22 protein-coding genes are annotated in these 21,865 nt (G+C 32.9%); 17 read left to right on the top strand and 5 right to left on the bottom strand.

Features of this window, described 5'->3' with window-relative positions; translation table 11 throughout:
• The first annotated feature begins 3 nt into the window (after positions 1–3).
• The 5 genes from galA to AC1Q5Z_RS04020 all read left to right on the top strand — a co-directional run bounded on the left by galA (position 4) and on the right by AC1Q5Z_RS04020 (position 7,248).
• Positions 4–2,823: a beta-galactosidase GalA gene (gene galA, locus AC1Q5Z_RS04000; protein WP_492443863.1), complete on the top strand. Its 2,820-nt coding sequence runs from the start codon at positions 4–6 to the stop codon at positions 2,821–2,823.
• Between the two features lie 429 nt (positions 2,824–3,252).
• Complete coding sequence (locus AC1Q5Z_RS04005; RefSeq protein ID WP_198856026.1) at positions 3,253–4,122, top strand: helix-turn-helix domain-containing protein; 870 nt, start codon at positions 3,253–3,255, stop codon at positions 4,120–4,122.
• A 306-nt stretch (positions 4,123–4,428) separates the two neighbouring features.
• On the top strand, positions 4,429–4,836 hold the full coding sequence (locus AC1Q5Z_RS04010; RefSeq protein WP_278021989.1) for a cupin domain-containing protein: 408 nt from the start codon (positions 4,429–4,431) through the stop codon (positions 4,834–4,836).
• A 220-nt stretch (positions 4,837–5,056) separates the two neighbouring features.
• Positions 5,057–6,109, top strand: a complete 1,053-nt coding sequence (locus AC1Q5Z_RS04015; protein WP_198856024.1) for an NAD(P)-dependent alcohol dehydrogenase — start codon at positions 5,057–5,059, stop codon at positions 6,107–6,109.
• Positions 6,110–6,264: 155 nt separating this feature from the next.
• Positions 6,265–7,248 (top strand): aldo/keto reductase, encoded by a 984-nt coding sequence (locus tag AC1Q5Z_RS04020; RefSeq protein ID WP_198856023.1) that lies wholly within the window; start codon positions 6,265–6,267, stop codon positions 7,246–7,248.
• 207 nt (positions 7,249–7,455) lie between these two features.
• Here AC1Q5Z_RS04020 and AC1Q5Z_RS04025 read toward each other — a convergent pair whose 3' ends face one another.
• Entirely contained in the window at positions 7,456–8,043 is a 588-nt protein-coding gene (locus AC1Q5Z_RS04025) for a DUF4142 domain-containing protein (RefSeq protein ID WP_343585752.1), read from the bottom strand.
• A gap of 149 nt (positions 8,044–8,192) precedes the next feature.
• Here AC1Q5Z_RS04025 and AC1Q5Z_RS04030 point away from each other — a divergent pair, with 149 nt between their 5' ends.
• The 6 genes from AC1Q5Z_RS04030 (at position 8,193) to AC1Q5Z_RS04055 (ending at position 12,546) form a co-directional block, all read left to right on the top strand.
• On the top strand, positions 8,193–9,068 hold the full coding sequence (locus AC1Q5Z_RS04030) for an XAC2610-related protein (protein ID WP_343585756.1): 876 nt from the start codon (positions 8,193–8,195) through the stop codon (positions 9,066–9,068).
• Positions 9,069–9,174: 106 nt separating this feature from the next.
• Positions 9,175–9,969, top strand: coding sequence for a hypothetical protein (locus AC1Q5Z_RS04035; protein ID WP_492443864.1), 795 nt, complete (start codon positions 9,175–9,177; stop codon positions 9,967–9,969).
• A gap of 222 nt (positions 9,970–10,191) precedes the next feature.
• Positions 10,192–10,431: a DUF7218 family protein gene (locus AC1Q5Z_RS04040; RefSeq protein WP_198856017.1), complete on the top strand. Its 240-nt coding sequence runs from the start codon at positions 10,192–10,194 to the stop codon at positions 10,429–10,431.
• Between the two features lie 42 nt (positions 10,432–10,473).
• Positions 10,474–11,568, top strand: a complete 1,095-nt coding sequence (locus AC1Q5Z_RS04045) for a DNA topoisomerase IB (RefSeq protein WP_198856016.1) — start codon at positions 10,474–10,476, stop codon at positions 11,566–11,568.
• Between the two features lie 76 nt (positions 11,569–11,644).
• On the top strand, positions 11,645–11,809 hold the full coding sequence (locus AC1Q5Z_RS04050; protein WP_008463190.1) for a DUF1328 domain-containing protein: 165 nt from the start codon (positions 11,645–11,647) through the stop codon (positions 11,807–11,809).
• An 89-nt stretch (positions 11,810–11,898) separates the two neighbouring features.
• Entirely contained in the window at positions 11,899–12,546 is a 648-nt protein-coding gene (locus tag AC1Q5Z_RS04055) for a DUF5661 family protein (protein ID WP_198856015.1), read from the top strand.
• A gap of 75 nt (positions 12,547–12,621) precedes the next feature.
• On the opposite strand, the gene AC1Q5Z_RS04060 is transcribed toward AC1Q5Z_RS04055, so the two are convergent.
• Complete coding sequence (locus AC1Q5Z_RS04060; RefSeq protein ID WP_492443865.1) at positions 12,622–13,143, bottom strand: hypothetical protein; 522 nt, start codon at positions 13,141–13,143, stop codon at positions 12,622–12,624.
• A 187-nt stretch (positions 13,144–13,330) separates the two neighbouring features.
• Here AC1Q5Z_RS04060 and AC1Q5Z_RS04065 point away from each other — a divergent pair, with 187 nt between their 5' ends.
• The 3 genes from AC1Q5Z_RS04065 (at position 13,331) to AC1Q5Z_RS04075 (ending at position 15,411) form a co-directional block, all read left to right on the top strand.
• On the top strand, positions 13,331–13,903 hold the full coding sequence (locus AC1Q5Z_RS04065) for a YciE/YciF ferroxidase family protein (RefSeq protein WP_345159139.1): 573 nt from the start codon (positions 13,331–13,333) through the stop codon (positions 13,901–13,903).
• Between the two features lie 66 nt (positions 13,904–13,969).
• The gene (locus AC1Q5Z_RS04070) at positions 13,970–14,701 is read left to right on the top strand and encodes a DNA-formamidopyrimidine glycosylase family protein (protein WP_343585769.1); all 732 of its coding nucleotides are present in this window, start codon (positions 13,970–13,972) and stop codon (positions 14,699–14,701) included.
• Positions 14,698–15,411, top strand: a complete 714-nt coding sequence (locus tag AC1Q5Z_RS04075) for a DUF72 domain-containing protein (RefSeq protein WP_492443866.1) — start codon at positions 14,698–14,700, stop codon at positions 15,409–15,411. Before AC1Q5Z_RS04070 ends, AC1Q5Z_RS04075 begins: the two co-directional genes overlap by 4 nt.
• Positions 15,412–15,533: 122 nt before the next feature.
• On the opposite strand, the gene AC1Q5Z_RS04080 is transcribed toward AC1Q5Z_RS04075, so the two are convergent.
• A complete protein-coding gene (locus tag AC1Q5Z_RS04080) occupies positions 15,534–16,034 on the bottom strand; it encodes a pyridoxamine 5'-phosphate oxidase family protein (protein WP_198856010.1) in 501 nt (166 codons plus the stop codon).
• 228 nt (positions 16,035–16,262) lie between these two features.
• Between AC1Q5Z_RS04080 and AC1Q5Z_RS04085 the strand changes: the two genes are divergently transcribed.
• Complete coding sequence (locus AC1Q5Z_RS04085) at positions 16,263–16,694, top strand: response regulator (RefSeq protein ID WP_198856009.1); 432 nt, start codon at positions 16,263–16,265, stop codon at positions 16,692–16,694.
• On the opposite strand, the gene AC1Q5Z_RS04090 is transcribed toward AC1Q5Z_RS04085, so the two are convergent.
• Entirely contained in the window at positions 16,684–19,506 is a 2,823-nt protein-coding gene (locus AC1Q5Z_RS04090; RefSeq protein WP_343585774.1) for a PAS domain-containing sensor histidine kinase, read from the bottom strand. The two genes, AC1Q5Z_RS04085 and AC1Q5Z_RS04090, sit on opposite strands and share 11 nt — an antisense overlap.
• A gap of 211 nt (positions 19,507–19,717) precedes the next feature.
• Here AC1Q5Z_RS04090 and AC1Q5Z_RS04095 point away from each other — a divergent pair, with 211 nt between their 5' ends.
• Together AC1Q5Z_RS04095 and AC1Q5Z_RS04100 are read left to right on the top strand one after the other, a co-directional pair.
• Complete coding sequence (locus AC1Q5Z_RS04095; protein ID WP_198856007.1) at positions 19,718–20,059, top strand: hypothetical protein; 342 nt, start codon at positions 19,718–19,720, stop codon at positions 20,057–20,059.
• Positions 20,060–20,684: 625 nt separating this feature from the next.
• On the top strand, positions 20,685–21,497 hold the full coding sequence (locus AC1Q5Z_RS04100; RefSeq protein WP_492443867.1) for a hypothetical protein: 813 nt from the start codon (positions 20,685–20,687) through the stop codon (positions 21,495–21,497).
• Between the two features lie 59 nt (positions 21,498–21,556).
• Here AC1Q5Z_RS04100 and AC1Q5Z_RS04105 read toward each other — a convergent pair whose 3' ends face one another.
• A complete protein-coding gene (locus AC1Q5Z_RS04105) occupies positions 21,557–21,817 on the bottom strand; it encodes a SemiSWEET family sugar transporter (protein ID WP_278021977.1) in 261 nt (86 codons plus the stop codon).
• Positions 21,818–21,865 lie beyond the last annotated feature (48 nt).

The raw sequence follows: 21,865 nt of genomic DNA on the forward strand, positions 1-21,865 counted from the left end.
CCTATGAAAACCAATTTTTTCTTGAGAACTATTCTTTATTTCTTAATTCTATTTTCAATTCCTGTTTTTGCACAGCGCAAATCGGACAGAGATCTTATTCTGATTGATAAAGATTGGCGCTTTTCGCTCGGTCATTTATATGACACAAAAAAAGATTTTGGTCACGCAGAAGGTTATTTTTTGTATTTGACCAAAACTGGATTTGCCGACGGACCTGCCGCAAAAGATTTTGATGATAGAGCTTGGAGAAAACTGGATTTGCCACACGATTGGGCAGTTGAACAGCCTTTTAACGAAAGCGCAAGTTTTAGTCACGGATTTAAAGCAGCAGGAAAAAACTATCCTGAAAAAAGTATTGGTTGGTATAGAAAGAAAATAACCATTTCGAATGAAGATTTGGGGAAAATTATTTCTCTAAAATTTGATGGCGTTTTTAGAAATTCAAAAGTATTTTTTAACGGATTTTATTTAGGAACCGAAGAAAGCGGTTATAATGGTTTTGAATATGATGTAACGGCTTACATTAATTATGGCGGAGAAAATACAGTTGTTGTTCGAGTTGATGCTTCGATGGAAGAGGGCTGGTTTTATGAGGGAGCAGGGATTTACAGGCATGTTTATTTGCAAAAAACAAATCCGCTTCATGTGGCACAAAATGGAACCTATGTAACTTCAGAAATTTCAAATGATAATGCTTTAGTTAATGCAGAAGTTAAATTGGAAAATAAAGGCCATTATAAAGGAAATGTAGAAATAAGTCAAACTATTTTAAATGCTTCAGGAAAGCAAGTAGCAACGAATTCTGAAAATGTTTCGGCTCCAGAGTTTTACAAATCAAAAACATATTCATCAAAATTGAATGTCAAAAATCCGCTTTTATGGGATATTGATTCACCTAATTTATATCATTTAATTACAGAAATAAAAAGCGAAGGAAAAGTAATTGATGAGTATAAAACTTCATTTGGAATCAGAACCATAAAATTCGATCCAGAAAATGGTTTTTTTCTTAACGGAAAACATGTAAAACTGAAAGGGACTAATAATCATCAGGATCATGCAGGAATTGGAACAGCACTTCCTGATGAAATTCAGTATTATCGAATCGCTAAACTGAAAGAAATGGGCTCGAATGCCTATCGTTGCTCTCATCATCCGCCAACGCCAGAATTATTAGATGCTTGCGATAAACTTGGAATGCTAGTTATTGATGAAACCCGTTTAATGGGAATAAACGATTATCATTTAAATGATTTACAACGAATGATGGAACGAGATCGCAATCATCCAAGTATTTTCTGTTGGTCGGTTGGAAATGAAGAATGGCAGATCGAGGGAGGAATTACTGGTGAAAGAATTACCAATATCATGCAGGATTTCAGCAAAAGCATTGATCCGACAAGACCTGTCACAGTTGGAATCAGCAGCGGATTTAAAAGCGGAATTTCTTCTGTGGTTGAAATTATGGGGTATAATTATTTAGGAAACGGAGATATTGATGCACACAGAAGTCAGTTTAAGCAACAGCCAGGAATGGGAACCGAAGAAGGTTCGACTTTTGCAACACGAGGAATTTACTTTACAGACGATGCCAAACATTATCAAAGTGCTTATGATAAAAAACCAAGACCAACTTTTTACAGTATAGAAGAAGGTTGGAAATTCTATGCAGAAAGACCTTATTTGGCAGGAATGTTTATTTGGACAGGTTTTGATTATCGCGGAGAACCAACGCCTTATGGTTGGCCATCTGTAACTTCTTATTTTGGGATGATGGATGTTTGCGGTTTCCCGAAAGATAATGTTTTTTACTTAAAATCATGGTGGGGAAAAGAACCAGTTCTGCACTTGCTTCCGCATTGGAATTGGAGCGGAATGGAAGGCAAAGAAATTGATGTTTGGGCGTATTCGAATTGCGATGAAGTAGAGCTTTTTCTAAACAAAAAGAGCTTAGGAAAAAAGAAAATGGAACAAAACAGCCATTTAGAATGGAAAGTAAATTATACTCCCGGAAATTTGGAAGCTGTTGGATATAAAGACGGTAAAAAAGTACTTTCTGAAGTTCAAAAAACAACGGGAAAAGCAGAAAACATCAAATTGTCATTAGATAAAGAAAATGTTTTAAAAGGAAATTTTTCTGTTGTAACGGTTGAAACGACTGATAAAAATGGTTTGCATGTTCCAACTGCAAATGACGAAATCACATTTTCGATAAAAGGCGGAAAAATTTTAGGAGTTGGAAATGGCGATCCAACTTCATTAGAAAGCGATCAGTTTATTGATGACATTAGCTTGGTTGCTATAAATAATTTTAAGGAAAGAGAAGAAGCAAATGCAACTTTGCCCCAGCAATTGCCAAGTTATTTAGAGAAAGAATGGACAGAAGCTTTTAAAGATCGAGATTATAAAAAACAAGCACCATCCTATATTTATAAAGGAGAATTTGATTTGAAAAGTAATTCAGTTTCAAATGTGGTAAGTTTCTTTTATAAAAAAATAGGAGTAGAAACGGTAGTTTTTGTAAATGGAAATAAAGTAGAATCAAACAAAGAAGATTTGCAAAAATATATTCTAAATGCATCTATTTTAAAAGAAGGCAAAAACACGATTCACATTGCAGCGACACCATTACAGAAAGTAAAAGACTGGGATGTTATGAATACGGATCCAGGAATTATTCAAGTAATAACACCAGCGGAATCTTGGAAAAGAAAGCTTTTTAATGGTTATGCTCAAATCATAATTCAGAAAGATGAAAATGTGAAGGAAGTTGTTTTATCTGCTTCTGGAAAAGGATTGCGATCAGCGAGTTTAAATAATTAGTTTTTTTAACCGCAAGGCACGCTAAGATTTGCGCAAAGGACGCTAAAAAATAAAATTTAGCAAAGTTGCTAAGACGCAAAGGCTCTTTTTAAAATAGTTATAAATGAATTGCATCCAGCTTTAGCTGGATGTGAAATGATTGTAATGTTATCAGGGCTTTAGCCAAACAGTTCTTGGTTTGGCTAAAGCCTTTTCTATGCTTGTCTCTTTTAAACCTCCAGCTAAAGCGGGAGGCAATTCAAAAAGAATTTTGCGTCTGAGCGACTTTGCGAGCTATTTCTTTCTCAAAACTAAAAACTTTGCTCCCGATAGCTATCGGGATTGCGTAATTCTTCGCGCTCTTTGCGGTTAAACCCGAAAACCTAAAACTTTAAACCTGAAACAAAAAATTAACAAAAGAATAATGTTTGATTTTCATAACTTTGCAAAATGAATAATCAGACAGAAACTCAGAATTGCGATTTTACTTCAGATTTAAAAATGAAGGGATTTAAAGTGTATCCTATAAATGGAGATTTTAGTAAAGTTCCCGTTTACAGCCGAAGAGACTTTTATAAAATCTGCATCAACACTAGTAAAAGCATTATACAGTATGCTGACCGCGGAATAGAAACAGACGGGACGATTCTGTTTTTCGGCAATCCGATTATTCCATATTCTTGGGAAACGGTTTCTGAGAAATTTGAAGGTTATGCCTGCGTTTTTACTGAGGAATTTTTTAAAACAAAAGACCGTTCAGAAACTCTTCAAGAATCGCCTCTATTTAAAATAGGAGGAACACCGATCTTTACTTTAACTCCTGAACAAAAAGTGTTTATCGATTCGTTATTTCAAAAAATGATCGAAGAATACGAAACCGATTATGCTTTCAAAGACGATTTAATGCGCAGTTATGTCAATTTGATTATTCATGAATCAATGAAAATGCAGCCTTCAGAGAGTTTTTTCAAACATAAAAACGCCTCTTCAAGAATTACTTCTTTATTTTTAGAATTGCTGGAAAGACAGTTTCCAATTGAGACTAAAAACCAGCCTTTAGCTTTAAAAACGCCTCAAGATTATGCACAAAGCCTTTCTGTGCATGTAAATCATTTAAATCGTTCTGTAAAAGAAATTACAGGAAAACCGACTACAGCCCATATTACCGAAAGAGTCATCAATGAAGCAAAAGCTTTGCTGCAGCATACAGACTGGAGTATTTCGGATATTGGGTATTCGCTTGGATTTGAGTATCCGAGTTATTTCAATAATTATTTTAAAAGACTTACAGGAACGGTTCCAAAATCGCTTCGAATGTAAATTGTTTCAATTTCTTAATTTTTTGTTTGAATATTGTTATTTCAGCATTGTAGTATTGTTCTACATTTGCCCTGAAATAAACAACGAATCTTTGTATCAGTTTTTTTAATGACTAAATAACACTTCACAAAAGCATGCTCCGCTTTGCATTTAGTTTTAAATTTTGATAATAGAAAAATATAAATTTTTAAAGTATTAATTAAAATTAAAATCTCTTTCTGAAATGAGATTCGATGTACTGATTATTTCATTCAAATAAGCTTATAAGAATTTAAAATTAATTATTAACCTAAAAACAACGAAATTATGTCGACACATTTCACTGCTGTAATCGAAGAAGGTAAAATTCCAAATACTTATATGACAGGCGAAGTGTCATATAAAAAGCAGACAAGCGAAATTCATCCTGAAAATACTGTAATTAAAGATATTTCTTTTGAACCCGGAGCAAGAAGTAATTGGCACAGTAATGCAAGTCTGCAATTAATCATTGTAACCGATGGAATGGGATATTACCAAGAACGTGGCGGACAAATTAATCTTATCGAAAAAGGAAAAGTAATCACAGTTTTACCTGGAGTAGAACACTGGTACGGAGCAACTCCAAAAACAAAGTATTCTCATATTACCATTGTTACAGAAGTAGACAAAGGTTCAGGAACATGGCTTGACAGTGTTACTGATGAGGAATATTATTCTTTTGAAAGATGCTAAGACACTAAGATTCTAAGCTTCTGAGATTTTAAAATTTTAAGAACTTTTAGTTTTACGCAGATTTTACTGATTTATAACAGATTTTATTTTTTGATTAGGTTAAAATAATCGAAATTTATATAACTATTTGTAAATCAATATAAATCAGCCAGATTTCTATTGCGATTTCTCAACAGTTTTAGACCTAAAACAAAAAACAATAACAACAAATAAAAAAATTATGGAAACAAAAAGCATTAAAGCGTTTGGTACAGAAGCTGCCGAAGCACCATTAAAAACCTTAGATATTAAAAGAAGAGCTGTACAGGCGCATGACGTAGAAATCGAAATTTTGTATTGCGGAATCTGTCATTCTGATTTGCATTCGGCTAGAAATGAATGGCATGGCACTATTTATCCGATTGTTCCGGGACATGAGATTGTAGGCCGTGTTACTAAAGTTGGAGAACATGTAAAAGGTTTCAAAGTTGGTCAATTAGCAGGAGTAGGCTGTATGGTAGATTCTTGTAGAGAATGTGAGCAATGTAAAGAAGGTTTAGAGCAATATTGTGATCCAGGAAGCATCTTGACATTCAATTCTCCCGACGAACATTTAGGAGGACAAACTTTTGGAGGTTATTCTCAAAGTATTGTTGTTGATGAAAACTTCGTATTGCATATTTCAGATAAATTAGAACTTTCGGCTGTTGCGCCACTATTATGTGCAGGAATTACAACGTATTCTCCGTTAAAACACTGGAAAGTTGGTCCTGGACAAAAAGTTGGAATCGTAGGAATTGGTGGTTTAGGACATATGGGAATCAAATTGGCAAAAGCTATGGGAGCTCATGTAGTAGTTTTAACCACTTCAATGTCTAAATTCGAAGATGCGAAACGCCTTGGTGCAGATGAAGTTATCTTGTCTACAGATCCAGAGCAAATGGCAAAACATGCAAAAAGTATGAACTTTATTTTAGACTGTGTTTCTGCAGAGCATAATATTGATTCGTATTTAAATTTACTGAAAGTAGACGGAACATTGACACTTGTTGGAGCACCAATGGATCCTCTTCCTGTAACTTCTTTCAGTCTGATTTTAGGAAGAAGAAGTTTTGCAGGTTCAGCAATTGGCGGAATTGCAGAAACTCAAGAAATGCTTGACTTCTGTGCAGAACACAACATTACGGCAGACGTAGAAGTAATTGGCGTAAATGATGTAAATGACGCTTACGAAAGATTATTAAAAGGCGATATCAAATATCGTTTTGTTATTGATATGGCGTCTCTTAAATAAGATGCTAAGTTGCTAAGATTCTTAGATGCTAAGTTTTTCTTTTGTGTCTAGAATTTTGGCTATTTTAGAAATTAATAATCCAAGACGCTGGGATTCAGCTCAAAGTAAAAAAACTTAGAACCTTAGTATCTCAGTAACTTAGAAACTTTAAAAACATGCATACACGTAAACTAGGAAATAGCAGCTTAGAAGTCTCAGCATTAGGACTTGGCTGCATGGGAATGAGTTTTGGTTATGGACCAGCTCACGATAAAAAAGAAATGATAAGTTTGTTACGTTCGGCTTATGAAAAAGGAATCACCTTTTTTGATACAGCTGAATGTTACGGACCATTTTTAAACGAAGAATTATTGGGAGAGGCTTTAGCGCCTTTTCGTGATAAAATTGTAATTGCTACAAAATTCGGATTTTTGGAAGGCGATTCTAAAAAAGGATTAGACAGCCGTCCAGAGTGGATTAGAAAAAGCATCGAAGGTTCACTGAAAAGATTAAATACAGATGTAATCGATTTGTATTATCAGCATCGTGTAGACCCGAATGTGCCTATGGAAGACGTTGCAGGAACGATAAAAGATTTAATTCAAGAAGGAAAAGTAAAACATTTTGGACTTTCAGAAGCGGGCGTAGAAAGCATTCGTCGTGCGCACGCAGTTCAGCCTGTTACTGCACTTCAGAGCGAATACTCACTTTGGTGGAGAACTCCAGAAGAAGAAATTTTTCCAGTATTAGAAGAATTAGGAATTGGTTTCGTGCCTTTTAGTCCGTTAGGAAGAGGTTTTTTAACTGCTAAAATTGACGAAAATACGCAATTTGATAGCACTGATTTTAGAAACACTTTGCCTCGTTTTACACCAGAAGCAAGAAAAGTAAATCAGGCGTTGGTTGATTTATTGTCTAAAATTGCCGCAGATAAAGGAGCAACAAACGCACAAGTAGCTCTTGCATGGATTTTGGCTCAAAAACCTTGGATTGCACCAATTCCTGGAACTACTAAACTACATCGTTTAGAAGAAAATCTTGGCGCTGTAGATCTAAAACTTTCAGCACAAGATTTATCAGAAATCGAAAATGCTGCTTCAAAAATTAAAATTGAAGGCTCAAGATACCCAGAACATCTACAGAAGATAGCGGGTAAATAAGATGCTAAGGTTCTGAGATTCTAAGTTGCTAAGATTTTAATGCAAAGAAAAACTCAGAATCTCAGAACCTTAGAATCTTAGCATCTAAAAAAAAAACAACCCCTCAAGCAATTCAACTCTTGAGGGGTTTTTTAGCAAAGATTTGAGGTTCTTAGATACATTATACTTAGAATCTCAGAACCTTAGAATCTTAGCCTCTTAATTATTTTACTTTTTATCTAGGTTTTGTTTTAGCATTTTAGCGTGTTGTAAATGCGCTGTTAAACTTGCAATATTGTTAGAAGCCCAAGTTCTTACTTCTTGATCGTTAGCGTCTTTTGCGGCTTTTTCTAGTTTTTTGATAGCTTTTTCGTGACCGTCAATCATCATGTCGGCAAATTTTTTATCAAAATCAACACCAGATTTTTCGTTTAGTTTATTGTATTCTTCTTGACCTTCTTCAGTTAAAGAAGTTGGCAGAGTAAAGTTTTTTGTTTTTGCTAAAGCACTTACTTCAGAAGCCGATTTAGTGTGCTCATCGACAAGCATTTTACCAAATTTTTTCACTTCGGCGTTAGTACTTTTTGTTTGAGCCAGTTTACCAATTTCTATTTCAGCTAAATTAATTTCGGCTTGATCTACTAAAAATTCAGAGTCATCTTCTTTGCTGTCAATAGAATCAAATTTTGCTTCGTTTGCATCTTCAGCAACTTCTTTTGGATCTTCCTGCTTGGTTTCGTTTTTACAAGATTGAAGGAATATAATGATAAGTCCTGCTCCTAAAATGGCTTTTCCGGCTAATAATAACTTTTTCATGATTTTAATAGTTTAATGTTATAATGTAAAATTATTGAGAAGTTAAAGGAATACCTTACAGGATTCTTAAAAATTGTTATAGGATTTGGATGCTTTTTTTATAATTAGAAATGTATGTTTGTATATTATTACTGAGTAAATATTCGATAATGAAGCAAAAAATTACACTCCTATTTCTTTTAGCGATAGCTTCTCTATCAGCCCAAATCAATTACAAAGGTTTCATTGGTAAATATCCAATCGAGTTTGTGTCTGAAGTTTATTTTTCTGATGGACAAGGATCTGCAATTTATGCATATTCCAATTATGATACTCCAATAGTTTTAAACGCTAAGCTTACCGGGAAAACTTTAGTTTTTACTGAAAAAGATAAAAATGATAAAGAAACAGCAAAACTAACTTTTGAAAATTACGACCAAGAAAGCGAGCAGCTAAATGGAGTTTGGAGAGATTTAAATTCGGGAAAAGAACTGAAAATTAGTTTGACCAAAGAGTTTGATGTTAAGCATGGAAATGATGTAGAATGGACAGAAATAGAAATTTTGCAACCTGTTTCTTTTAGAGACAAATATTTTAAATTGGTTATTTCTAAAGAAAAAGGCAGTTTTTATTCAAAGGTTTCGGGCGTGAAAATCATAGAAAAAAAGACCGATAAATTAATTCAGAAAGTCGATGTAGAATGCCAGCTTTGGGGATTGGATAACATAGATATTGGTGATTATAATTTTGACGGATTTGAAGATTTTTCTGTTTTTGAATCTAGTTATGCAGGACCAAATACTTCGAGAATATACTTTTTGTATAATCCAAAAACAGGAAAATATTTTGAGAGTAGCTTTAGCGGCACTTCTTTAGAATTTGATAGTACAGCTAAAAGAATTTACGAACACAATCAATGTTGTGCAGGAAGAAGCATTCAAAGAGCAGAATATAAAGTCGTTAACAATAAAATGATTTTAATAAAAAGGACTTGTATGGAATATGATGATAAAACACAAGATTATAAGAAGATAAAATGCGATTAGATTTTCCTAAAAATTAGACAAAATTCTATCGAACAATACGCTTTCCCGTAAGGATTAATCGGAATATAATTTAATATTTGTTCCTGTAAACCTACAATTTAAATTTATGGGAAATAAAAAAGAAAATCCAATAGCACAGGCTTTACTAGGGGTATTTATTACTGGATTAGGAATATATTCCTATAAATTGTTTGGTAAATCAGGCGATAATAATGCTTTGTCTGTAGCTTCTGAACTTTTATTTAAATATGCGTTGTCAGGATTTTTATTTACAGTAGGAATTAAAACGTTTTTCGTTGGTATTAAAAGGGTAATAATTCAGGATGAAGACGACGACGAAGTAGAAGAGGTAGAAGAGGTAGAATATGAAGAACAAGTTACTGATAATGATATTAAATTTGAATCAGAAGATATTACTTTCGACATACAAAATGAAGAGTTTGGAGTGAAGAGAACCTATAACTTTAAAGTTGATCTTGTAGGTAATAAAATTCGAACAGAGAGAATTATTAAAACCAGTTTTTCAGATTATGTTTCAAATGTGGAAAATAAAAAATTGTATTTTGAAACAGTAATCTATCTTATGAAGTTTATACAAGAGCATGATAAGAGTGTGGATATTAATACAAACAAATTTTACATTTTAGCAAAAGAAAACGTAGAAATAATCGAAGATTTTGATATTCTTGAATTGGAAAAAAGAATTATCGAAAATGCTGAAAAATGTGATATAGAATTTAATGAAGTTGAAATTCATTCTATTCTTTCAAACAGTGTCAATATCTTGCAAGGGAAATTGGTAATTAATTCCAACATAACAAATCTATATTTTAAGATATTTGAAATAATAAAAATTAGAAAAACAAATTATGAAGTTTACTTCTATGGTTTGTTAGGTTAATGAAATGTAACTTGAAAAATCCCAACTCCAAAAGAGTTGGGATTTTTTTTGCACCTAACATTTTACATTTCACAAAAAACAAAAATTTACATTTCCACTTTCACAATTCCCACGCTACAATGATGAAATTTCGAACCAAAATTCTATAACAGAAACACCTTACTTTTTAAAGAACTTTGACTTATCAGATTTTTAGAATTTAAACCTTTAAAATTTAAAGTCATGCCAAATCCAAGAATTAAGAATGAAGCGCAATATGAAGCATTGGTAAAAAAAGGATACAGCAAAGAGAAATCGGCACGTATTGCCAACACGCCAGATGCGGGAAAGAAAGGCGGAAAAGCAAAGCCTTATGACGAATGGACTAAAGAAGAACTTTTGAAACAAGCCAGTAAAGTGGGAATAAAAGGAAGATCTTACATGAATAAAGAGAAACTAATCGATTCTTTAAGAAATAATTAAACTTTAATACAGTATTGTTTCTGTGATAAAAATTTGAATATCATGAATGCGGCGAGAAAAGAAAATTTAATGAATCAGCTAATAAAAGCGCCACATCTAGTGATCGAAAAACTGGATTTAGAATACATTAATGATAAGCAATTGACAATTGTGCGCTGCCGTGAAGGAGAGAATTTCGTTTATAAAAAGAATGGAAAAGAGGTGAAGAGCAAAAACGAAATTAAACGAATTAATAGTTTGGTTCTTCCGCCTGCATGGGAAAATGTTCGCATCACAGGTGTTACAAATGGTCATTTACAGGCTGTTGGAACAGATCTAAAAAACAGAAAACAATATCGTTATCATCCAAAATGGAATCTGATTAGAAACCAAACAAAGTTTTATAAAATAGCTGAATTTGGAGCTAAACTTCCATCCATAAGAAAACAAGTCGATACTGATTTGGAAAAGAAAGAATGGTCTAAAGAAAAAGTTATCGCTTTGGTAATCCGATTAATGGAAGAGACGCATATTCGAATCGGAAATGAGAAATATGCAAAAGACAACAAATCTTACGGACTTTCGACTCTTAGAAAACGACATATTAACATCAATAAAAATTCACTCAGATTTGAATTTATTGGTAAAAAAGGAAAACTTCATACCATTACAACCCGCAATAAAAAGTTGGTAAAATTGGTAAGCCGTTGCGAAGAAATTCCAGGTTACGAAGTTTTTAAATATTACGATAAAAATGGCGAAAGAAAAGTTTTGGATAGCCATGCTGTAAACGAATATCTGCACAATATTTCGGGAGAATATTTCAGCGCGAAAGACTTTAGAACTTGGGCTGCATCAATTATTTTCTTTGAAAGTTTAATGGAAATGGGAATCACTTCAGAAGAAAAAGAAATCAAACAGAATATCATAACTGCTTTTGATTTAACAGCTGAAGCTCTTGGAAATACAAGAAAAGTATGCAAAGATTATTACGTTCACCCGCTTTTGATTTCCACTTACGAAGACGGTTCTATTCAGAAATATTTCGATTTGGCAAAGAAAAGCCGAAGCACTCGAAAATATTTTACAAAATCAGAAATAGCGTTTTCTGAATTGATTCAGAATTACGAAATCAATTTAGAAACGCCATGTTCATAAAAGAGTTACTGCATCTCTCCAAAAGCTTAAAGTTTGAAATGCAAACAAAATCTTTATTAACTAAAAAACTATTATTATGTTACGTTGGACAGTCACTTTTATTATTCTAGCCATAGTGGCGGGAATATTTGGTTTCGGCGGAATTGCCGCTGGAGCTGCTAGTATAGCTAAAATTTTATTCTTTATATTTTTAGTTCTTTTCGTTATTTCTTTAATCAGCGGAAGATCAACAAGAGTATAGAAGAAATATCAGTAAATACAAACAAATCAAAAACGGCACATTTCACTTAGTAGATGTGTCGTTTGTGGTTTCATTAAAAAAAGCAAGTCATGGGAACAAAAAGTGGTGCTTATCAGGATGTTTACATTAAAAGAGAAGATCAAATGGTAAGCCTAAAAAATGATGTGGTAGATTTTTGCGAAAAATACATAAAACCGATTCATCCTAAAGATTGGGATTGGTCGGTTCGCGATTTTGAAAATCCTAAAAATGACCCAACAATTGCAGAGGCAAGAGCTATTGCAAATGTTGTTTTTAAAGATTTAAATGATAAAAAACATACCGATGTTGATCTTTCGACAATGAATAATGTGCATGCGATAAAAGCCTATTTGGATCCAAAAAGTAAACATGAAGCTTTTAATATGGAAGAATTTGCTTTTGCCTTAAAAGTTGAATTGGAACACGGCAGAGTAAAAGATGTAAATGTGACCAATAATCACCCTTTTTTAACTGCTATGATTGCACTTGCACACATGACAGAAAGTTTGACTTATTATAAAAGACTGAAAGTGATGGAAGCAGAGGGAGAAATCTACGAAATTGTTCGAAAATTAGAAACATCGCCAGTTGGAAAAGAAAAATGGTATATAGAATTGGGCAAAGCCGAACAAGAACTTAACGAAGCCAGAGCAGGATTAGCAGAACGCTTGGCGCGTATGGACGATATTCCAGTATTGAAGATTATTGGAGATTAAGTAGTTAAATTTTATGCTCAAAAAAACCGTCTCGTTATTTACGAGACGGTTTTTTCTTTTTCGTAGAATGAGATATTAGAATTTGCGTGGATCATTTTCTGAATATTTTTCATCATCCTTGTCTTCTTGAACATCATCTTCGATATAATCATTTTCGTGTTCATCAATATCTTCTTCAACATAATCGTCTTCATTATCATCATCAAAATCTTCATCGTCAATATCTTCCAAAACATCTTCAGTTTCGTTGAAGTCAAATTCATCTTCTTTTAAATCTGAAGGATTATCGAATTCGTCATTTTCATCTTCCAATTCAACTTCATAAATATCATCGTTATTGTCTTCAAGATCTCTGTCGGTATGAAAATCGTCATTTAAATCGTCCAAATCATCATCGTTGATATAATCATCTTGATCAGGATTAGGTTTATTCGGATTATGACCATTTCGTACCGTATAACCTCTTTCTGCAATTTCGCGGTTATCGTTATCAGGTTTTTTGATATCAGCTTTAAGATCTTCGCTCAAATTTCTGTCGCTTGAGATATGCTCATTCAAATCTCGATTAATTCTGTTTTTATTATTGATAGTGTTCATGACATCTAGTTTTTATAATTAGTACTTACAAAGCTACCATGAAGAGATGCGAATCTATTATAGAATCACAAAGTGTAATTGTATAATTAACAGGTGTTTAGAATGGAATTTTAATTTAAAATTTTATAACCTCTCTCAAAACACAGGCAGTAATTTTATAATCCTATTAATCATTAAAAATAATACCATGAAAACTACAGATAATAAAACAGCAGCTACTGCAAAAGAAACGATTCCAAGAGGAGTAACAAAGCCCAAGTCGAACGCCGCATCGGGACTTACAGAATTGTTTGAAGATGGTCTAAAAGACATTTATTGGGCAGAGAAAGCATTGACAAAAGCCTTGCCGACAATGGTGAAAAATGCTTCTTCTGTTGAATTAAAAGATGCACTTGATAATCATTTAACTGAAACGGAAGAGCAAATTACTCGTTTGGAAAAAGTATTTGAAATTGTTGGTAAAAAAGCAACAGCCAAAAAATGCGACGCGATGGAAGGTTTGATTGAAGAAGCCAAAGGAATGTTGGAAGAAACCGAAATTGGAGTAGTGCGAGATGCCGCAATTATTGCAGCGAGTCAGAAAATTGAGCATTATGAAATTGCCACTTACGGTACTTTAAGACAATTTGCAGAAACGTTAGGTCTGCCAGAAGCCGCTACTTTATTGGAGCAAACGCTTGATGAAGAAAAAGGAGCAGATAAAATGCTTACACAAGTTGCTGTAAATGCTATAAATCTCGAAGCTGCCGAAATTGAATAAAGCTTCAAAAATGAATGAAAGTGCAGTTTTCGAACTGCATTTTTTAGTTAAATAAAAATAATATATATGCCCGAAGGTCCGTCTATAGTAATCTTAAAAGAAGAAACGAAACAGTTTACAGGACAGAAAGTGATTTCTGTTTCTGGGAATACTGATGCAGATATTTCTCGTCTAGACAATAAAACTGTGCTTGCTTTTAAAACCTGGGGAAAACATTTTTTAATTTGTTTTGATTCTTTTACTGTAAAAATTCATCTGTTGATGTTTGGAACCTACCGAATAAACGAACGTAAGGTATCTAAACCCAGATTAAGTTTAGTCTTTGATAATGGAGAACTTAATTTTTATACTTGTTCGATTAAAATTCTAGAAGGTGACATTAATTCGTATTACGATTGGAGTGTTGATGTAATGAATGAAAATTGGAATCCGAAGAAAGCACAGATGAGTATTGAGAAAATGCCCGAAAAAATGATTTGCGATGTGATTCTGGATCAAGATATTTTTTCTGGAGTGGGGAACATCATAAAAAATGAAGTTTTATATCGCTGTTATGTTCATCCCGAATCGATTGTAGAAAAAATTCCTCCTCATGTAAAAAGTCAGATTATTGGCGAATGTTCCACTTACAGCTTCGAATTTTTGTATTGGAAGAAGAAGTTTGAACTCAAGAAACATTGGGAAGCCTATACTAAAAGTGTTTGTTTAAGATGTAATCTGCCATTTCAAAAAAAACAGACTGGAGAACGAAAACGCAGAAGTTTTTTCTGCCCTAACTGCCAACAATTATATATATGAAAAATCAAGTAAAAATAGGTTGTTCCAGCTTTTACAACAGTTTTTGGAAAACTGTTTTTTATCCTCAAAATCTTCCCTCTAAAAAATGGTTTGAATTTTATTGCCAACATTTTGACACTTATGAATTTAATGGCAGTTTTTATAAATTTCCGACCGTTCGCATTTTTCAAAATTGGCACAACAAAACGCCCGACTTTTTTATCTTTTCGATCAAAGTGCCAAAAGAAATTACTCATATCAAAAAACTGATAGACTGCGAAAGCCGTTTAAACGATTTTTATAATATTTGTAAAGAAGGAATGAATGATAAACTTGGAGCTATTTTATTTCAGTTTCCGCCGAGTTACGCCTTTAGCAAAGAAAAACTAGGAGCAATACTAGGAATTTTAAACTACGATTTTAAAAATGTAGTAGAATTTCGTCATGAAAGCTGGTGGAATGATGAGGTTTGGAATGCATTTAAAGCAAATAATATTACATTCTGTAGTGTTAGCCATCCCAATCTTCCTCAGACTATTTTTAAAGATTTTCCAATGCTTTACATTCGTTTTCATGGAATTCCGAGATTGTTTCATTCTAGCTATTCTACAAAAGAATTACAGCAGATAAACCATAAGATTCAATCTAAGAAAGGATTTGTCTATTTTAATAACACAGCAAGCGAAGCAGGTATTTTAAATGCTTTAGAATTGAAAAGAATGAGTGTTTAATTTTATTCTAGAAATGTTGTTTAACCGCAAAGTACACAAAGGTTTACGCAAAGTTCGCTAAGATTATTTTTCTTTTGCATGCCTTGTGTAAACCTTTGTGTACTTTGCGGTTAAAGAGAAAACTACAATTTCAAACTTCCTTCAATTCCGTCATCCATTGTTTTTCCCGTTACTAATGCAGCGGTCATCTTAGCAATAGCAACCATTTTTCCGTTTTTGTTGTTCCAATAATAACCATCTTCAGGAACAAATTTTATAACACTCAAATTCGGATCGTCTACACCGCCCGGCATCCAGATTTTTACTGCGGGATTCCATAATTCCTCAATAGTTTCTCGGTCGTACGAAATACTGGCTGTTCCATGAAGCGTTAAAAACTTATCGTGAGGTTCTGCAAAGAAAATTTCGACCATCGGATTTAAAGTAATTTCGGCATTCTGACCGCTATTTCTGTCAGATAAGAACCATAGCTGTCCCAAGTCGTCAATTTTCTGAACAGACATTGGTCGAGATTGAATTCTGTATTCGTTATATGTGCAAAACATGCACGTTTTTATATGTGCAGCAAGATCTTTTATTTTATCTACTGCAAATTCATCTGTAAGGTCTTTATGATCGCCCATAACATTATATTTTTAAGTTATATTTTATAATTAATTGCTTGACAAATAAAGTTTTACTTGTACTTGAAAGTAAAGTTGGTTCTTTTTACCCTTTTACAGCTTATATAATTAAACTTAGAAATTATGAGATTTCAATTTGCTGCGTTTTGTAAGAAATTAGTTCAAGATCTCTTTGTTACATAAAATTACATTATATTTGAGATTTAAATTTCTAAGCCAAAAGACACAATGACAGATTTTACTATATTCTATACCGATGACGACGAAGATGATTTGTGTATTTTTGCTGATGCAGTAGAGTCTATCCCCCAGAATATTAAACTTCAAACGTACTCTGGAGGACAACATTTCTTAAACGCTATTTCTGATCTGCCAGTTACGCCATACGTAGTCTTCTTGGATTTAAATATGCCTGGAAAAAACGGATTTGATGTTTTAGAAGAACTTCGAAAGTCAGATTGTAAAAAAGATGTTCCAGTTGTAATTTATTCTACTTCAAGTGAACCTGGCATTATTGAAAAATGCCGTAGTCTTGGCGCAAACTGCTTTATTACAAAGCCAGTTTTAATGAACGACATTATAAAATCTATAGAACATGCAATGCAGATTGATTGGAAAAAATTTATTCCGACCCAATCTAATTTTGTGTTTAAATATTAATTTCGGATAAATCTGGAAAGTAAATATTAAAAGTAGAGCCTTTACCTTTTTCGCTAGAAACTGTGATGAAGCCTTTGTGGTTTTCGACGATTTTTTTCACGATGGCAAGACCAATTCCGGTTCCTTTATATTCGCTTTCAGTATTTAAGCGCTGAAAAACCTCAAATATTTTTTCTTTATAAATCAATTCAAAACCAATTCCGTTATCTTTCACTTGAAGATGATGGTATATTTTGTCTTTAAATTCAGCATTTGGAAGTGATTTTCCATCAACTTTTGTAACCGAAATCGTTACTTTTGGAGCTACACCAGGAAGAGAAAACTTTAAAGCATTTTCTACCAAATTATGCAACAGCTGTCTAAACTGAAACTGAATAAGAGTAGCTTCTCCTAAATCATGATATTCTACAGTAGCATTTTTTTCTTCAATTCGATCAGAAAAATCACTTATTACTTCTTCTGCAATTTCGTCTATTTTGACTAATGTAAAAACACGATCGGCAGAATTGGCGCGGGAATAGGTTAATAAATCCTGAATGAGATTCTGCATTTTTTTTGCCGAAAACTCAATTCTGCTTAAATAAGTTTTGGCACTCGCCGACATATTCTGCTCGTCCAAATCGGTCAATCGACTGGCAAAAGTCTGAATTTTTCGCAAAGGTTCCTGTAAATCATGGCTTGAGATATAAGCAAATGACTGCAGTTCGATATTCATATTAACCAAATCTCTGTTTTTGAGTTCCAGTTGTGTGGTACGTTGTATGATTTGATCTTCAAGCTGATTGGTAAAGTTTTTCTGTTCTTCAATATCAGTACTAGTTCCAACCCACATTTGCACTTTTCCAAATTCGTCTAGTTGTGCAATTGCACGGCTGAGTTGCCATCTGTATTCGCCATCGTAACGTTTAAAACGGTGAATAAATAGAAAATCATGTCCTGTTTTTACAGACTCCATCCAGAGTTTTACATTCTCCTCGCGATCGTCTGGATGTACAATTTGAAGCCAGCCATTTTTTTCAATTTCTTCCTTCGACAATCCAGAATAATTATATATTGTTTGATTAAAATAATTTAGATTTCCCAAAGTGTCGCTTGTCCAGATAAGTTGTGGCATAGAGTCGGCTAGGAGTCTGAATTTTTTTTCGCTTTTCATCAAAACCTGCTGACTTTCTTTTTCGGCAGTAAAATCCATTACAGTTCCTAGCATTTTAGATGGTTCTTTATTTTCGTCAAAAAAGATTTTTCCGTGTACTTTAATCCATGCAATCGAATTGTCTAGTTTTAAAATTCGAGCTTCATATTTATAAATTCCCGTTTTTAATGCTTCCGCAAAAGCGTCTAAAACAATATGTTCATCTTCTGGAAGAATACGGCTTCGAATGTCTTGATGTACAATTTTTTTATCTTTTTCAAATCCAAAAATATCTAGAATGGTATCGCTGTAGATTAGTTCCTTGGTTTTAAGATTCAAATCCCACATGGCAATTTCGGCAATTTCAGCAGCTAAACGTACTCTTGCTTCTGCAGTTTCAACTTTTTTTCTTGATTTTACTTTAGAAGTAACATCGTTTACAGTACACATAATGCCCGTAACCTTTTCATTTTTTTCGTAGAGCGGTGTATACTCGTAGTCAAGGTAGAATTTTTTCAGTTTGCCTTTAATATCAACATAGGCAATCGCTTCATTTTCGCGAATTGTTTTTCCGCTTGCAAGAATATCATGCAATAATTCGGGATATTTTTGATTTTCTAACTCCGGGAAAACTTTCAATAAAGGTATTCCAATACAATCCTTTTCTTCTTTTTGCCAAATATTATGCATCATACTTTTATTAGCCATTTCGATTGTTAAATCGTTGCCTCTAAAAATCGCCATTGCAATTGGCGAATCCATAACAATGCCACGAAAGGCTTTTTCTCTTTCGGCTAGTAAATATCTAGTTTTAACTTCTTCAGTAACTTCATAAGCGACAACGGTAACTCCAGTAATGTTGTTGTCTTCTTTTACAGGATAAAAAACAAGATTAAAATAAGCTAATTCTTGTTTGTTGTAACGATTTAAGGTTACAGCAAATTCATCTGCATAATAAGGTTCTCCTGTTTCGAAAACATTTTTTAGAATAGGATATGTTGTTTCTCGGGTTTCGGGAACAGAATCAAAAATAGGTTTATTTAAAATTGCGTTTTCTTCTCTATCAATGATATGAAGATATGTTGCATTGGCCATTTCGACAATTAGATCGGCTCCTTTTAAAATACAAATTCCGAGTGGCAATTGTTTAACAGTATTTCTAAAACGTCTTTCGCTTTCTTCGAGTTTTTTGCGAGTAATAACTTGTTTAGTCGTTTCATTGCAAATAACCAAAACACCATTTGTTTTTCCGTTTTCGTCGTTTACAGGACTATAGCTAAAGGTCCAGTAAACATCTTCCATTTTGCCATTTCTATAAATTGGCAGTAATTGGTCTTCGTGCCAAGTGGCTTCACCTTTTTGTAGTACCTGATCGATTAAAGGTTTTATAAAATCCCAGATTTCAGACCAGTAATCAGCACCTTTTTCTCCAAGAATAGAAGGATGTTTGCCATTATTTCCTAAACTTGGGCGATAAGCATCATTATAAAAGCAAATATGATCTGGTCCCCAAAACAAAAACATGGGAAATTTAGAGTTTAGAAGAATTCCTAAAGTAGTGCGAAGACTTTGAGGCCATGATTCTACTGGTCCAACAGTTGTATTGCTCCAATCTTTAGTACGGGTAAGTTTACCCATTTCTCCGCCATTTGCTAAAAAATCATAGTTGTTATTATTCATTAAAATTTGTTTTTATTGTCTTGCCAGTGAGCTCATTTTCATTGGCACAAAATGTGGTATTTTTTGTTTTTTTAATTAAGCGTTATTAAAATTAGTGAAAATAAATATTCGCAGAAATGCGATTTTTGAATGAGGCAAGATTAAAATCGTTAGAGTTAATTTTATCTCTTTTCTATGCGGAAATTTGAATAACAGTTAAAAATAAAAAGCAATGAAAAGGGAAGATTCAAAACACGAAACCGATAATATAAAGAGATATCAAGATGAAGGCTACACGGTAAATTATTTATTTGAAAGTGATCGTCTGATAGATTCAGAAAGTAAAGTTGCCTATAAACCAGAAGATGTTTTTATTGTGGCACATCATCGTTATGAAGGTATGAGTGATCCCGATGACATGTCTATTTTATATGTAATAGAAACAAAAGATGGCGGAAAAGGAACTCATTTGCTAGGATATGGTCCAATGGCAGATTTGGAAGAAGCCGAATTTTTTAAAGACATTCCGAAAGCCAATTATTCCAAAAATTCAGACATAAACGAATTAACATAAAAAGAATAAAAATAGATTAGTATTTTTATTTTGCTGATGAGCAGTTGTTTCAAATTTATTTGAGGCAGCTGCTTTTTTTTTTTAAAGTTTCTAAGTTACTGAGGTTCTAAGCTTCTAAGTTTTTTTCTTACTGTTTATGAAAAGTGGGAAAGGTAGAAGCTTAGTTTTTTAGGTTGCTTTTTTTTAAGTTTCTAAGCTACTGAGGTTCTAAGATGCTAAGTTTTTTTTCTTACTGTTTATGAAAAGTGGGAAAGGTAGAAGCTTAGTTTTTTAGGTTGCTTTTTTTTTAAAGTTTCTAAGTTACTGAGGTTCTAAGATGCTAAGTTTTTTTTCTTATTATTTATGAAAAGTGGGAAAGGTAGAAGCTTAGTTTTTTAGTTTGCTTTTTTTCTAAAGTTTCTAAGTTACTAAGTTTTTTTGCTCTTTATTTTTTGAAGCATGAGAACCTTAGCATCTTAGAATCTCAGAACCTTAAAATAATAATTATGAAATATCTCACCAAAATTGTATAAGGAATTGATTGGCAATATAAACGAACTTTGGAATATAGAAATTAAGTTAAAAACCAAGGTTAGTTTTTGTACGTAAATAGTTACTAACCACTTTACTAAATCAAAACCCTATTATGAAAAAACTTTACTTAAATACTGGAAGCTTTGATGCTGTTTTTAATAATTTGAAAGAGAGTTTTGGCGGAAGCTTAAAAGTCAATGCTAATGAATATAGATTAACATTTAAATCAAAATGGGCAAAAGGGAGCATTTCTGGAGTTCGTTTTGAAAAAGAAATGACTTACCTCAGTTTTGATTTAACTTTCAATCAAGAAATTAGTTTAAGCATCGAATCTAATCCGTTTTCGCCTGTGTTTTTTGCTTATTGCGAGAAAGGAAATGTTTTGCATAGTTTTGGTGCCGATGGAGCTACTAATTGTCTTAAAAAAAAACAATCGGGTATTATGAGTAATTCTTCTATGATTAATAGTGTATTGTATTTTCAAAGCCATCAGCAGATTCAATTTTCAATAATTGGAATGCCAACAACAATCGAAAATAAAGAAACTGATTTTGTTTCTCAAGTGAAAAAAATATTTACAAGCAATTCTGGAAATTATATTTATATAGGCGACGAAAATCATAAAATTGGAGAGAAATTTCAGGAACTTAAAAGAATTCCAAATAGAGGAACAGTTCGTTACTTATTAATGAAAAGTATTCTCAGAGAAGTTTTAGAACTAGAGATAGCGCAACATAGTTATAATTATTTTACTCCGTTTGAGCCTATTTTGAACTTTGCAGTAAAACAAATAAGTGAGATTAAAAAACTATCTCATATGAAACTAACCGCAATTACAGCGCCAGTACAGTTTTTAAAACGAAACTTACAACCTCGAAAATACCAATTGGAATTAAAACCATTTGATCAAAAATTAGCTAGCTAGTAAGCATACCATATCTTTATCTACAAAAAAACAGCTTTGATCAGGCTGTTTTTTTTTGCTTATTCTTTTTCATAGTAGATAATGAAATAAACCATAATAAGATTTAGAATAAAAGAAATACTATTGGTTAGAATAATGGGAAGATCTTTTTTTAGAATCCCATATACAATCCACATTGCAATTCCGAACGTTAAAATGCAGAACATGCGAAGCGAAATTTCTTTTACTTTCTTTGTTTTCCAAATCTTTATAATTTGCGGAATCGTAGATAATGTAATACACGCTCCAGCAAAAAGTCCGATGATGTCTATATAATTCATTTTTTATTTTTTTTTTAGGTTCTGAGTTTCTAAGATGCTAAGTTTCTA

This window comes from Flavobacterium sp. GW823-FHT06G12 (genome assembly GCF_058794775.1).

What these genes read in the sequence shown, in the direction of transcription:
- galA (WP_492443863.1), top strand. Translation starts at nt 4, where the DNA reads ATGAAAACCAATTTTTTCTTGAGAACTATTCTTTATTTCTTAATTCTA.
- AC1Q5Z_RS04005 (WP_198856026.1), top strand. Translation starts at nt 3,253, where the DNA reads ATGAATAATCAGACAGAAACTCAGAATTGCGATTTTACTTCAGATTTA.
- AC1Q5Z_RS04010 (WP_278021989.1), top strand. Translation starts at nt 4,429, where the DNA reads ATGTCGACACATTTCACTGCTGTAATCGAAGAAGGTAAAATTCCAAAT.
- AC1Q5Z_RS04015 (WP_198856024.1), top strand. Translation starts at nt 5,057, where the DNA reads ATGGAAACAAAAAGCATTAAAGCGTTTGGTACAGAAGCTGCCGAAGCA.
- AC1Q5Z_RS04020 (WP_198856023.1), top strand. Translation starts at nt 6,265, where the DNA reads ATGCATACACGTAAACTAGGAAATAGCAGCTTAGAAGTCTCAGCATTA.
- AC1Q5Z_RS04025 (WP_343585752.1), bottom strand. Translation starts at nt 8,043, where the DNA reads ATGAAAAAGTTATTATTAGCCGGAAAAGCCATTTTAGGAGCAGGACTT.
- AC1Q5Z_RS04030 (WP_343585756.1), top strand. Translation starts at nt 8,193, where the DNA reads ATGAAGCAAAAAATTACACTCCTATTTCTTTTAGCGATAGCTTCTCTA.
- AC1Q5Z_RS04035 (WP_492443864.1), top strand. Translation starts at nt 9,175, where the DNA reads ATGGGAAATAAAAAAGAAAATCCAATAGCACAGGCTTTACTAGGGGTA.
- AC1Q5Z_RS04040 (WP_198856017.1), top strand. Translation starts at nt 10,192, where the DNA reads ATGCCAAATCCAAGAATTAAGAATGAAGCGCAATATGAAGCATTGGTA.
- AC1Q5Z_RS04045 (WP_198856016.1), top strand. Translation starts at nt 10,474, where the DNA reads ATGAATGCGGCGAGAAAAGAAAATTTAATGAATCAGCTAATAAAAGCG.
- AC1Q5Z_RS04050 (WP_008463190.1), top strand. Translation starts at nt 11,645, where the DNA reads ATGTTACGTTGGACAGTCACTTTTATTATTCTAGCCATAGTGGCGGGA.
- AC1Q5Z_RS04055 (WP_198856015.1), top strand. Translation starts at nt 11,899, where the DNA reads ATGGGAACAAAAAGTGGTGCTTATCAGGATGTTTACATTAAAAGAGAA.
- AC1Q5Z_RS04060 (WP_492443865.1), bottom strand. Translation starts at nt 13,143, where the DNA reads ATGAACACTATCAATAATAAAAACAGAATTAATCGAGATTTGAATGAG.
- AC1Q5Z_RS04065 (WP_345159139.1), top strand. Translation starts at nt 13,331, where the DNA reads ATGAAAACTACAGATAATAAAACAGCAGCTACTGCAAAAGAAACGATT.
- AC1Q5Z_RS04070 (WP_343585769.1), top strand. Translation starts at nt 13,970, where the DNA reads ATGCCCGAAGGTCCGTCTATAGTAATCTTAAAAGAAGAAACGAAACAG.
- AC1Q5Z_RS04075 (WP_492443866.1), top strand. Translation starts at nt 14,698, where the DNA reads ATGAAAAATCAAGTAAAAATAGGTTGTTCCAGCTTTTACAACAGTTTT.
- AC1Q5Z_RS04080 (WP_198856010.1), bottom strand. Translation starts at nt 16,034, where the DNA reads ATGGGCGATCATAAAGACCTTACAGATGAATTTGCAGTAGATAAAATA.
- AC1Q5Z_RS04085 (WP_198856009.1), top strand. Translation starts at nt 16,263, where the DNA reads ATGACAGATTTTACTATATTCTATACCGATGACGACGAAGATGATTTG.
- AC1Q5Z_RS04090 (WP_343585774.1), bottom strand. Translation starts at nt 19,506, where the DNA reads ATGAATAATAACAACTATGATTTTTTAGCAAATGGCGGAGAAATGGGT.
- AC1Q5Z_RS04095 (WP_198856007.1), top strand. Translation starts at nt 19,718, where the DNA reads ATGAAAAGGGAAGATTCAAAACACGAAACCGATAATATAAAGAGATAT.
- AC1Q5Z_RS04100 (WP_492443867.1), top strand. Translation starts at nt 20,685, where the DNA reads ATGAAAAAACTTTACTTAAATACTGGAAGCTTTGATGCTGTTTTTAAT.
- AC1Q5Z_RS04105 (WP_278021977.1), bottom strand. Translation starts at nt 21,817, where the DNA reads ATGAATTATATAGACATCATCGGACTTTTTGCTGGAGCGTGTATTACA.